The sequence below is a fragment of the Methylibium sp. genome (genome assembly GCF_013817365.1).
Classification (GTDB): Bacteria; Pseudomonadota; Gammaproteobacteria; order Burkholderiales; family Burkholderiaceae_C; genus Methylibium.
The window spans coordinates 1-11,987 of the sequence record NZ_JACDCU010000077.1; the positions used below are offsets into that span (position 1 = coordinate 1).

The window sequence follows — 11,987 nt, forward strand, 5'->3', positions numbered from 1 at the left end:
GCGCAGGGTTTGGGGCGGCACGCGCAGCGTGCTTCGTCAACTGACTCGTCGCGGCTGTCTGAGCGCAGTGAGCGCAGCGAACGAAGCGAGTTCCGCGACGCGCCCCAAACCCGAGCAGCACAGCGCAGTCGGCACGCAACGCGGGCCGACCACCGCACCAAAGCGAAGCACGCCGCCCGCCCCCGGCTTTGCCCCCCACCGACACCCCCCCCCAGCCAACACAAACCGAAAACCCGCAAAAGGCCGAAAGCCCGCACGTTGACGTATTTCATTTCACCGGCCCGCCGTGCTGCCGGCAGCCTGCTGATCGGCAAGCATTGACCCCAGATACGCTTCCTGCACTTTCGCATTCGCCCGCACCGCCTCCGGCGTGTCGAAAGCAATCACCTCCCCGTAAACCAGCACCGCAATGCGGTCGGCCAGGCCGAATACCACGCCCATGTCGTGCTCTACGGTCAGCAGCGTCTTGCCCTCGGTCACTTCCCGGATCAGTTGAATGAAGCGCTGCGTCTCGCTCTTGCTCATGCCGGCAGTCGGCTCGTCGAGCAGGATCACGCTGGCGCCGCCAGCGATGGTGATGCCGATCTCCAGCGCGCGCTGCTCGGCATAGGTGAGGTTCATGGCCAGCACGTCGCGTTTGCGCTCGAGCTTGATCATCTCCATGACCTGCTCGGTGCGCTCGTTGGCGTCGGTCAAGTCGGCCAGGAAATGCCAGAACGAATAGCGATAACCCAGCGACCACAGCACCGCGCAACGAATGTTCTCGAACACCGACAGCCGCGTGAACAGATTGCTCACCTGGAAGCTGCGGGCCAGTCCCTTGCGGTTGATCTCGTAGGGCTCCAGACCGTCGATGCGTTCGCCGTGCAGGGCGATCTCGCCGCTGCTGATGCCGAAGCGTCCGCTGATCAGGTTGAAGAGCGTCGACTTGCCCGCACCGTTGGGGCCGATGATGGCGACTCGTTCTCCCGGCTTCACCGCCAGGCTGGCGCCGCGGATGATCTCGGTCTTGCCGAAGCGCTTGAACACGTTTTTGAGTTCGACAGCGAAGGTCGATGATGGGGTACCCGGCGAGGTATTCACAGCGCTTGCCTCTTGCGAATCTCGTGCTCGATTTCTCCCTGCACAACGCCCCACTGCCGCGCGAACTCCCGGCGCGTGAGCTCGAACAGCGCCAGGCCGGTGAGCATGACGAAGCCAGCGCCGAACCAGCTGTCCAAACTGTGAGCGTCGAGCGGCACGCTCATGAAGCGCAGGGTGCTGCCCATGGAGGTGCCGAGCTGCAGGTGATAGATCATCTCGATGATCGCCGCCGCACCGGCCAGCATGACCAGCGCCGTGCTGCCCAGCGCCAGATAGGACGTGACCAGCTTTCTCAGCTTGCCGTAGGCCGCAATGCGCAGGTTCATCATGATCAGACTCGCGATGCCGCCCGGCGCATACATCACCATGAACAGGAAGATCAGGCCCAGGTAAAGCAGCCAGGCCTGCGTGAACTCGCTGAGCAGCACGAAAGCCACGATCATCAGGATGGCGCCGATGATCGGCCCAAAGAAGAAGGTCGCGCCGCCCAGGAAGGTGAACAGCAGGTAGGCGCCCGAGCGCGCCGCGCCCACCACTTCGGCCGTGACGATCTCGAAGTTGACCGAATACAAGCCCCCGGAAACACCGGCAAAGAAGCCCGCGATGATGAAGGCGAACCAGCGCACGCGCTGCAGGTTGTAGCCGATGAACTGCACGCGCTCGGGGTTGTCGCGCACCGCGTTGAGCATGCGCCCGAGCGGGGTGCGCGTGAAGGCGAACATCGCGGCGGTGCACACGAAGGTGTAAAGCCCGATCAGGTAATAGACCTGGATCTGCGGGCCGAACGTGATGCCCGCCACCGCCTCGCCGACCACCCGGTTGCCCGACACGCCGGCCTCGCCGCCAAAGAACTCCGGGATCATCAGCGAGGCCGCGAACACCAGCTCGCCGATGCCGAGCGTGATCATGGCGAAAGGCGTGCCGGCCTTGCGTGTCGTCACGAAGCCGAGCAGCAACGCGAAGGACATGCCGGCCAGGCCACCGACCAGTGGGATCAGGCTCACGGGGATCGGCAATTGCCCGCCGGCCACCCTGTTGAGAGCGTGGATCGCGAGGTAGGAGCCCAGGCCGGTGTAGACCGCATGGCCGAAGCTCAGCATGCCGCCCTGCCCCAGCAGCATGTTGTAGGACAGGCAGGCAATGATGGCGATGCCCATCTGCGAAAGCATCGAGCGCGACAGGCCGCTGGTGAAGAGCATGGGTGCCGCAAGCAGCAGCAGCGCGAACAAGCCCCAGACGAGCCAGCGGCCGACGTTGTAGGGCTTGAAGTGATACACGTCCCCCTTGGCGCCGCGACGGGCCGGCTCGCGTTCTCGACGGGATTGCCGGCCGGTCTGCAGCGGCGAGGTGCTTTCGGCGCTTGCGACGCTGGCCTGGCCGGGCGAAAGCACGCTCACGTCTTCATCCTTCTCGCGTGCCGAGCAAGCCCCTGGGCCGGAAGATCAGGATCAGCACCAGGAACAGGTACGGCAGGATCGGCGCGACCTGCGAGATCGTGAGGCTGAAAAGGCTGTTGCCGGCCGTAGCGGGGCTGAGCGCGATGCCGAGTTGCGCGAAGGCGCTCGCCAGCGAGTAGTCCAGCGCGACGGCGAATGTCTGCACCACGCCGATGATCAGCGAGGCCAGGAAGGCACCCGAGAGCGAGCCCATGCCGCCGACCACCACCACGACGAAGATCACCGAGCCGACCGTGTAGGCCATCGCCGGTTCGGTGACGAAGGTCGAGCCGCCGATCACGCCGGCCAGGCCGGCCAGCCCGGCGCCGGCGCCGAACACCAGCATGAACACGCGCGGCACGTTGTGGCCGAGCGCTTCGACCATTTCCGGGTGCGTGAGCGCCGCCTGGATGACCAGGCCGATGCGCGTGCGCGTGAGCAGCAGCCAGAGGGCCAGCAGCATCATGAGTGCGACCAGCATCATGAAGCCGCGCGTGGCCGGAAACGGCGAGCAGATCACGCCGGCCGCGCTGCACAAGGCCGGCGCGGCCGCGCCCCACACCATCTGCAGGCCCTCGGTGGGGGAGCTCACCAGCGTGAAGGCCGGGCCCTGCAAAGCGGGCGGCGGCATGAAATCGACCGCGCCGCGGCCCCAGATCAGCGCCACCAGCTCGAGGATCACGTAGGAAATGCCGAACGTGACCAGCAACTCGGGCACATGGCCGAACTTGTGCACCTTGCGCAAGCAGGCCCGCTCGAACAGCGAGCCCAATGCAAACACCAGCAGCGGTGCGAAGACGAGCGCCGCCCAGAAGCCGACCAGTTGCGCCACCGTATAGGCGATGTAGGCGCCGAGCATGTAGAAGCTGGCGTGGGCGAAGTTCAGCACGCCCATCATGCTGAAGATCAGCGTCAGGCCCGAACTCAGCATGAACAGCAAGAGCCCGTAGCTCAAGCCGTTAAGCATGGAGATTGCGAAGAATTCCATTCGGGTCCGTGGGTGGAATGCACACGTGCGCGGCATGCACCCGCGGCATCAAAGGAAAGGGGCTCGATGCGGCGTCACCGATCGAGCCCCACCGACTCAGCAGCAGACGCCTTGTGCCTGTTCGAGCGTCACGCCGGCCCCGAGGAAGGGCGCTTCATCTGGCAACTCGTCGGCGTGCTCGACACGTACGGCGCGAAAGTTTCGACCGGTGCGAGCGTCATGCCGGTGTTTTCGGGGCTGTAGGGAAACTCGGCCGTGGCCTTTTGCCAGGTCGTCATGTAGAGCGTCTGCTGCAGCTGGTGGTCGGCGCGGCGCATCTCGACGTCGCCGTTGAAGCTCTTGAACTTCAGGCCTTCGAGCGCGGCGGCCACCTTGACCGGATCGGTGGACTTCGCCTTGGCGATCGACTGCGACAGCGCGTTGAAGATGTGGATCACGGAGCCGGTGTAGAAGTCGTCGTTGAACTTCTTCTTGTACTCGGCCTGCCACTCGCTCATCTGGCCGCCCATGTTGTAGTGGTTGTACGAGACCTGAAAGATCTTGCCCCCGAAGGACTTGCCGATTGCCGTGGGCGTGCCGGAAACACCGGTGTAGTAGGTGAAGAACTTGCCGTTGTAGCCGCCCTCATTGGCCGCCTTCATCAGCAGCGTGAGGTCGGAGCCCCAGTTGCCGGTGATGACGGTGTCGGCTCCGGTGGCCTTGATCTTGGCGATGTAGGGCGAGAAGTCGCGCACCTGGGCGAGTTGGTGGAGGTCTTCGCCGACGATCTGGATGTCGGGGCGCTTGCGCTTCAGGATCTCCTTGGCGAACTTGGCGACCTGATGGCCGTGCGTGTAGTTCTGGTTGAGCAGATAGACCTTCTTGACGTCGGGCAGGTCCTTGATGAAGGTGGTCATCGCCTCCATTTTCATGGACGTGTCGGCGTCGAAGCGGAAGTGCCAGTAGCTGCACTTGCTGTTGGTGAAGTCGGGGTCCACCGCCGAGTGGTTGAGATAGACGATCTCCTGGCCCGGATTGCGATCGTTGTGCTTGCCGACCGCATCGATCAGCGCAGCCGCCACCGAAGAGCCATCACCCTGGGTGATGTAGCGCACGCCCTGGTCGATGGCGGCCTTGAGTGCGGTCAGGCTCTCGGTCGGGCTCAGCTTGTTGTCGAAGGCGATGACTTCGTACTTGACCCCGGCAGGGTTGAGCTTCGGATCGTTGTTGAACTTGTCGGCAAAGAACTGGAAGCTGCGCACCTGGTTCTGGCCCACCGACGCCATCAGGCCCGACAGCGGGTCGATGAAGGCCAGCTTGACCGTCTCACCCTTTTGCGCAAGCGCCAGGCCGGCATTCAGGGCGAGGCCCGCGCCGACCACCAGATCGAACAAGCGCTTCCTGAATTGCATCACTGCCTCCTTGGCGGCCGTCGGCCGTGCTGATTCGTCCACCGTACGAGCGTAAGTCTCAAACTTACGCACCGGTTGAGGGACATCCCGACATGCACCTGTCGCCGACCGGACACGGTTCTCTTGGTTCACGCGCGAGGCCGTCAGGCCCCTGGCAGAACATGATCCCTGAATTGCTCGCGCAGCTTGAGCTTCTGTATCTTGCCGGTGGCCGTATGTGCAATTTCGGTCACGAAGACCACGTCGTCGGGAATCTGCCACTTGGCAATGCGGCCTTCGTAGTGGGCGAGCAGTTCCTCGCGCGTCACCTCGGCGCCGGGCTTCCTGATCACCACCAGCAGCGGCCGCTCGTCCCACTTGGCATGTGCCGCAGCAATCACGGCAGCCTCGTGAACGGCCGGATGCGCCATCGCAATGTTCTCCAGCTCGATCGAGCTGATCCATTCGCCGCCGGACTTGATGACGTCCTTGCTGCGGTCGGTGATGTGCATGTAGCCGTCTGCGTCGATCGCGGCCACATCGCCGGTCGGAAACCAGGCTTGTCCGTCTGCCTGCACCAGCGGCGAGGCGTCCTGCTTGAAGTACCGTTCGATCACCCACGGCCCGCGCACGACGAGGTCGCCCGAGGTTCTGCCGTCCCAGGGCTGGGTGCTGCCGTCGTCGCCGATCAGCGCCATGTCCACGCCGTAGACCACGCGGCCCTGGTTTTCCAGCAGGCGGCGCTGCTCCGCTGACGGCTTGTCGACATGCTTGGCTTTCAGCCGCGCCAGCGTGCCCACCGGCGACATCTCGGTCATGCCCCAGGCGTGGATCACGCTGACGCCGAACTCTTCTTGCAGCGTGCGGATCATGGCCGGCGGGCAGGCCGAGCCGCCGATCACCGTGCGCTTGAAGCTGCTGAACTTCAGGCCGTTCAGCTTCACGTAGGCCAGCAGGCCGAGCCACACGGTCGGCACGCCGGCGCTGAAAGTGACCTGCTCGCTTTCGAACAGTTCGTAGAGCGATTTGCCGTCCATGTGCGGGCCGGGAAAGACCAGCCGGCAGCCGACCAGCGGCGCGGCGTACGGCAGCCCCCAGGCGTTGACGTGAAACATCGGCACGACCGGCAGGATGGTGTCGGTCGCCGAGTTGCCCATGCTGTCGGGCAGCGAGACGGCATAAGCGTGCAGGATGCTCGAGCGATGGCTGTAGACGGCACCCTTCGGATGGCCGGTGGTGCCCGAGGTGTAGCAAATGCTCGACGCGGTGTTCTCGTCGAATTCCGGCCAGGCGTAGTCGCCGTTCTCGGCATCGACCAGCTCTTCGTAGCAAAGCAGGTTCGAGATGCCGGTCTGCACCGGCATGTGGGCACGATCGGTCATCGCGATGTAGTGCCTGATCTGCGGCAGCGAAGGCGCGAGCTTTTCCACCAGCGGCAAAAAGGTGAGTTCGAAGCACAGCACGCGGTCTTCTGCGTCGTTGGCGATCCACGCGATCTGCTCCGGGAAGAGCCGCGGATTGATGGTGTGGCACACGAGTCCGGAGCCCGAGCTGGCGTAGTAGATCTCCAGATGCCGGTAGCCGTTCCAAGCCAGCGTGCCGATGCGGTCGCTGTCGGTGCAGCCGAGCCGCGCGAAGGCCTGCGCGAGCTTTCTCGAACGCAGTTCGCACTCGGCGTAGGAGGTTCGGTGCAGGTCGCCCTCGACCCGTTTCGAGACGATCTCGGTGTCGCCGTGGTGGCGGGCGGCATGCACGATCACCGAAGAGATCAGCAGCGGCATCTGCATCATCTGGCCCATCAGGCGTGCCATGGTTCGCGTCTCCGGCAATGAAAGTGATTGCGAATCATAGGAAGCCCCCCAGGGGTCGGCCGCGGGTTAGCCCTAGCGGTCGAACGGGCCGGGGCGCATCTATAGACTGCCCTGCATGACAGCACTGCACTTCCCGCTCGACCTGCAAGAAGACGTGCCCGCGCCGCCGCTGCGCTGGCTCAACCGCTACGCCCGTCTCGGCCCGTCCTTTTCCTCCCTGTTGCCGGCCCAGGCCGTGCCCCAGCCGCATTGGGTGGCGCGCAGCGACGATCTGGCTGCCGAGTTGGGTTGGCCCGATGACTGGGCGGAGCGCTCCGACTGGCGCGCGCTCCAGGTGCTGGCGGGAGCCACGCCCTGGCACGGCGCCGAGCCGTTGGCCAGCGTCTACAGCGGCCACCAGTTCGGCGTGTGGGCGGGGCAGTTGGGCGATGGCCGGGCGCTGCTGCTCGGCGAGATCGATACGCCCGCCGGCCCGATGGAGCTGCAGCTCAAGGGCAGCGGCATGACGCCCTACTCCCGCATGGGCGACGGCCGTGCCGTGCTGCGCTCGTCGATCCGAGAGTTCCTGTGTTCGGAGGCAATGCACCACCTCGGCATTCCCACCACCCGCGCGCTGGCCGTCGTCGGATCGAAGTTGCCGGTGCGGCGAGAAACGATCGAGACCGCGGCGGTGGTGATGCGAGTGGCGCCGAGCTTCCTGCGCTTCGGTCACTTCGAGCATTTCGCCCATCACGACCAGCCGGCGTCGCTGCGTGTACTGGCCGACTACGCGATCGAACGCTACTACCCCGACTGTGCCGATGCCCCCAACGCCTATGCCGCTCTGCTCGAGGCGGTGGCGCGCCGCACTGCGACGCTCATCGCCGATTGGCAGGCCGTCGGCTTTTGCCACGGTGTGATGAACACCGACAACATGTCGCTGCTCGGCCTGACCATCGACTACGGGCCCTTCGGTTTTCTCGACGGCTTCGACCCGGGCCACATCTGCAACCACTCCGATCACCAGGGCCGCTACGCCTATGCGCGCCAGCCGGGCGTCGCCTTGTGGAACCTGCACGCGCTGGCGCAGGCCTTGCTGCCGCTGATCGCGCAAGGTGAAGAGGTCAGCGAAGCCACCGGAGAACTGGCGCTCGAAGCCATCGAGCCCTACCGCAGCGGTTTTGCCGAAGCCCTGCAGTCGCGCATGCGCGCCAAGCTCGGCTTTGCCACGGTGGACGATGGCGACCCGGCGCTGATCGACGACTGGCTCAAGCTGCTCGCTGCCGAGCGCACCGACTTCACCATTGCCTGGCGCCGGCTGGCCGGCTACACCGAGGCCGACCCGAGCCCCGTGCGCGACCTCTTCCTCGACCGCGCCGCCTTCGACGCCTGGGCCGTGCGCTATGCCGTGCGCCTCAGGGCCGAGGCCAGCGTCGACGCCGAACGCGCTCAGCGCATGAACCGCGTCAACCCGAAGTTCGTGCTGCGCAACCACCTGTGCGAGAACGCGATTCGCGCGGCCCAAGGCGGCGACTTCGAAGAGACGGCGCGGCTGCTGAAAGTTCTGCAGCGCCCCTTCGATGAACAGCCCGAGCACGCGGCCGATGCCGACTTCCCGCCCGACTGGGCGCAAACCCTGGAGGTTTCCTGTTCATCATGAGTTCTTCAGACCGAAGCAAAGACGACAAGCCCCGCAAGGTCGAAAAGACCGAAGCCGAGTGGCGCGCCCAGCTCGACCCCATGCAATACGAGGTGACCCGCAACGCCGCCACCGAGCGGGCCTTCACCGGCAAGTACGCCGATCACTCGGAAGAAGGCGTCTATCACTGCGTGGCGTGCGGCGCGCCGCTCTTCGCCTCGGACACCAAGTTCGACGCCGGCTGCGGCTGGCCGAGTTACTTCCAGCCGCTGCGCGGCGAGATCATCGAGCGCGTGGTCGACAAGACCCACGGCATGGTCCGGGTCGAGGTGCGCTGCCAGGACTGCGGCTCGCACCTCGGCCACGTGTTCGAGGACGGCCCGGCGCCGACCGGCGAGCGCTACTGCATCAACTCCGCCTCGCTCGATTTCAAGCCGAAGGGCTGAAAGCGCGACCCGGGGCTGCGGCAGAGGACAATCCCGGCTTCACCGACGCCCGGCCTGCGAGCCCTCTTGCCCGATGAAACTGCTGTTCGACATCTTCCCCATCGTCCTGTTCTTCCTGGTCTTCAAGCTCGCGGAAGGCCAGCCGGATGCCGCCGCGGCGTTCGCCACCGAGCATTTCGGCATGCTCGTGGCAGGCAGCGTGATCAGCGCCAAGCTGGCGCCCGTGCTGCTGGCCACCCTGGTCGTCATCGTCGCCACCTTCGTGCAGATCGGCTGGCTGATGGCACGGCGCAAGAAGATCGAGACGATGCTGTGGGTCAGCCTGGGCCTCGTCACGGTGCTCGGCGGCGCGACCATCTGGTTTCAGAACGAAACCTTCATCAAGTGGAAGCCGAGCGTCCTTTATTGGGTGATGGGCACGGCCTTCTGGCTGAGCCAGGCGCTGTGGCGCAAGAACCTGCTGCAGGCGCTGATGGGCGGCCAGCTCGAGTTGCCGCCCGCGGTGTGGCGCAACCTCAACTTCATGTGGATCGGCTTTTTTGCCTTCATGGGCCTGCTCAATCTGTATGTGGCCTACAGCTTCTCGACCGACACCTGGGTGAACTTCAAGCTGTTCGGCGGCGTCGGCCTGATGCTCCTGTTCACGCTGGCGCAGGGCCTGTACATGAGCCGTCATGTGAAGGCTGAAGATGAGTGACGTGCCGCATGGCACCTGCGCGCCGGCTTCTTCGCCGCCGGATTTCGCGCCGAGCGCGGCCGAGGTCGAGGCCGCGATACGCGGCGCGCTCTCGCCGCTCATGCTGGAAGTGCACGACGACAGCCACCTCCATGCCGGCCATGCCGGTGCCCGCGAAGGCCGCCATTTTCGCGTTCATGTCGTCAGTGGGCGCTTCGAAAACCTCTCGAGGCCGGCGCGACATCGCCTTGTGTATGATGCCGTCGCCTTGTGGATGCCCCGCGGCATTCACGCCTTGGCGCTGACCACGCTCTCGCCTGCAGAAGCGGCCGGCCCCGGCGCCTGAAAGAGCCTGTTTTGCGAGCCCGAGGCCTGTCGCGCCTGTTCGGAGATCGGCCTTCCATTCGGCCGCCGTCCGCCCACCCCCCCAATTAACACCGAGGTAGTTCATCGCATGAAACCGTCCATTCTTGCTGCCCGCCTTGCTTCGATCGGCCTGGCCGCCGCCCTCTTGGTTCCGACGCTTGCAGCGGCGCAGAACATCGCCACCGTCAACGGCAAGCCGGTGCCCAAGGCGCGCGCCGACGCGCTGATGACGCAGGTGGTCCAGCAGGCCATGAGCCAGGGCCAGCAGGTGCCGCCCGACATGGACCGCCAGATCAAGGACGAAGTGGTGCTGCGCGAGATCTTCGTGCAGGAAGCCGAAAAGCGCGGCCTGCCGGCCAGCGAGAGCTACCAGCAGCAGATGGAGAACGCGCGCCAGAGCCTGCTGATCCGCGAGCTGTTCACCGACTATCAGAAGAACAACCCGGTCAGCGACGCCGACATCCAGGCCGAATACGACAAGTTCAAGGCCCAGGCCAGCGGCAAGGAATACCGCACCCGCCACATCCTGGTCGACAAGGAATCCGACGCCAAGGCGCTGATCAAGCGCATCAAGGGCGGCGCCAAGTTCGAGGACGTGGCCAAGAAGTCGAGCAAGGACACCGGCTCGGCGACCAACGGCGGCGACCTCGACTGGGCCCCGGCCGCCAACTACGTGCCAGAGTTCTCCGAGGCCATGGTGAAGCTCAAAAAGGGCGAAATGACCGCGCAGCCGGTGAAGAGCCAGTTCGGCTGGCACATCCTCAAGCTCGAGGACGTGCGCGAGGCGCAGGTGCCGCCGCTGGAAGAACTCAAGCCGCAGATCCAGCAGCGTCTGGGGCAGCAGAAGCTGATCGCCTTCCGCGATGAACTGAAAAACAAGGCCAAGACCGACTACAAGTTCGAGGAAGCACCGGCGCCGGCGCCGTCCGGCGCTCAGCCCCGCTGAAGCAAAGCGCTCGCTGCTGACAAAAAAGCGCCCTGCCGGGCGCTTTTTTCATGGGCGCGGCCCACCTCAAGCCAGAGCCTGCCAAGCCAGCAACGCACCGATCAGCACCGGCTGGTGGAGCATGTAGAAGAGAAGGCTCCAGCGACCGAGCACGGCCAGCAGCTGCAGCCCCGTCGCCAGATCGCCGCCGAGCCACGCTGGCCGCCGAGGCAACAGCCAGAGCCCGGCCGCCACGCCCCACCACATCACCCCCAGCCACGGCAGGAGCGGCACCCAGTCTTCGGTGAAAGGCTTTCGTGTCACCAAGCCGACCCAGTTGGTCAGGCGCGTGTCGAAGAAGGGATGCTGCACGAACTGCGGCAGCAGGATGGCAACCAGCCCGAGCGGCCACAACAAGCGGCCCCAGCCGGCACTCAGGCGGCACACGATGAGCATGAGCGCGATGCCGTGCAGTACGCCGAAGCTGATCCAGGTTCTCGGGAACATGAGCGCGCTGCCGGCACTGACGAGGAGGGCAAAAGTCGCCACCTGCGCCCAGCGCCGCCAGAACCGGCGCCAACTCTGACCCTGCGCGACCGCGACCGCCTGGCCGAGGCCGGCGCAGAACAGGAACAGGCTGACGATTGCGGTGCGTTGCGAAGTCCAGAAGGGGTCGCGGTAGAAGTCGGCGTCGATCAGGCGAAAGTGCGCAAGATCGAAGCCGAAGTGGAACAGCGCCATCCAGACGATGGCGAAGCCGCGCAGCGCGTCGAGGCGGTCGTAGCGGCTGGCCGGTGAGGCGTCGAGAGCGGCTCTCGCCGACGCCGAGCCTGCCGTTGCCCGGCGTCGAGTGCTCGACCTGTCGCCTTGGCGATTGCGCAAGTCCACTGGCGATCAGCCGACCCACTTGCGCGCGTTGGCGAACATGCGCATCCACGGGCTGGATGCACTCGCGTCGCCGCTCGTCCAACTCATCTGCACGTTGCGGAACACCCGCTCCGCATGCGGCATCAGCACGGTAAAGCGGCCGTCGTCGGTGGTCACCGACGTGAGCCCCTCGGCGCTGCCGCCGGGATTGGCGGGGTAGGCCTCCGTCGGCCGGCCGGTGTGGTCGACGAAGCGCAGTGCGCGATGCACCGCCACGGCGTCGCCGCGCTGCGAGAAGTCAGCGTGACCTTCGCCGTGCGCCACCGCCGCAGGCAGCCGGCTGCCGGCCATGCCGGTGAAGAAGATCGACGGCGATTCGAGCACTTCGACCATCGACAGCC

The 11,987-nt window shown here is 65.5% G+C and carries 12 protein-coding genes; 5 read left to right on the plus strand and 7 right to left on the minus strand.

The features are described 5' to 3' along the window. Positions 1-273: 273 nt before the first annotated feature. The 5 genes from H0W38_RS07105 to H0W38_RS07125 all read right to left on the minus strand — a co-directional run bounded on the left by H0W38_RS07105 (position 274) and on the right by H0W38_RS07125 (position 6,688). Entirely contained in the window at positions 274-1,083 is an 810-nt protein-coding gene (locus tag H0W38_RS07105) for an ABC transporter ATP-binding protein (protein WP_292452435.1), read from the minus strand. Continuing rightward, entirely contained in the window at positions 1,080-2,360 is a 1,281-nt protein-coding gene (locus H0W38_RS07110; RefSeq protein ID WP_292452457.1) for a branched-chain amino acid ABC transporter permease, read from the minus strand. Before H0W38_RS07110 ends, H0W38_RS07105 begins: the two co-directional genes overlap by 4 nt. A 124-nt stretch (positions 2,361-2,484) precedes the next feature. Beyond that, on the minus strand, positions 2,485-3,507 hold the full coding sequence (locus H0W38_RS07115) for a branched-chain amino acid ABC transporter permease (RefSeq protein WP_292452437.1): 1,023 nt from the start codon (positions 3,505-3,507) through the stop codon (positions 2,485-2,487). 128 nt (positions 3,508-3,635) lie between these two features. Beyond that, positions 3,636-4,898, minus strand: a complete 1,263-nt coding sequence (locus H0W38_RS07120) for a branched-chain amino acid ABC transporter substrate-binding protein (protein ID WP_292452439.1) — start codon at positions 4,896-4,898, stop codon at positions 3,636-3,638. A 143-nt stretch (positions 4,899-5,041) separates the two neighbouring features. Next, the gene (locus tag H0W38_RS07125; protein WP_292452441.1) at positions 5,042-6,688 is read right to left on the minus strand and encodes a 3-(methylthio)propionyl-CoA ligase; all 1,647 of its coding nucleotides are present in this window, start codon (positions 6,686-6,688) and stop codon (positions 5,042-5,044) included. Positions 6,689-6,803: 115 nt separating this feature from the next. On the opposite strand from H0W38_RS07125, the gene H0W38_RS07130 reads away from it, so the two are divergent. The 5 genes from H0W38_RS07130 (at position 6,804) to H0W38_RS07150 (ending at position 10,740) form a co-directional block, all read left to right on the plus strand. Continuing rightward, entirely contained in the window at positions 6,804-8,327 is a 1,524-nt protein-coding gene (locus H0W38_RS07130) for a YdiU family protein (protein WP_292452443.1), read from the plus strand. Further along, complete coding sequence (gene msrB, locus H0W38_RS07135; protein ID WP_292452445.1) at positions 8,324-8,752, plus strand: peptide-methionine (R)-S-oxide reductase MsrB; 429 nt, start codon at positions 8,324-8,326, stop codon at positions 8,750-8,752. Before H0W38_RS07130 ends, msrB begins: the two co-directional genes overlap by 4 nt. A 73-nt stretch (positions 8,753-8,825) precedes the next feature. Continuing rightward, complete coding sequence (locus tag H0W38_RS07140; RefSeq protein WP_292452447.1) at positions 8,826-9,449, plus strand: septation protein A; 624 nt, start codon at positions 8,826-8,828, stop codon at positions 9,447-9,449. Further along, positions 9,442-9,774, plus strand: a complete 333-nt coding sequence (locus tag H0W38_RS07145) for a BolA family transcriptional regulator (RefSeq protein WP_292452449.1) — start codon at positions 9,442-9,444, stop codon at positions 9,772-9,774. The genes H0W38_RS07140 and H0W38_RS07145 overlap by 8 nt, the downstream gene beginning before the upstream one ends. Before the next feature lie 108 nt (positions 9,775-9,882). Then, positions 9,883-10,740: a peptidylprolyl isomerase gene (locus H0W38_RS07150; RefSeq protein ID WP_292452451.1), complete on the plus strand. Its 858-nt coding sequence runs from the start codon at positions 9,883-9,885 to the stop codon at positions 10,738-10,740. Positions 10,741-10,806: 66 nt separating this feature from the next. Here the strand turns inward: H0W38_RS07150 and H0W38_RS07155 are convergent, their stop codons facing one another. Continuing rightward, the gene (locus H0W38_RS07155; protein ID WP_292452453.1) at positions 10,807-11,601 is read right to left on the minus strand and encodes a DUF1624 domain-containing protein; all 795 of its coding nucleotides are present in this window, start codon (positions 11,599-11,601) and stop codon (positions 10,807-10,809) included. A gap of 12 nt (positions 11,602-11,613) precedes the next feature. Further along, positions 11,614-11,987 (minus strand): phosphoribosylformylglycinamidine synthase subunit PurQ (locus H0W38_RS07160; protein ID WP_292452455.1); only part of this gene is annotated, 374 nt, incomplete at its 5' end.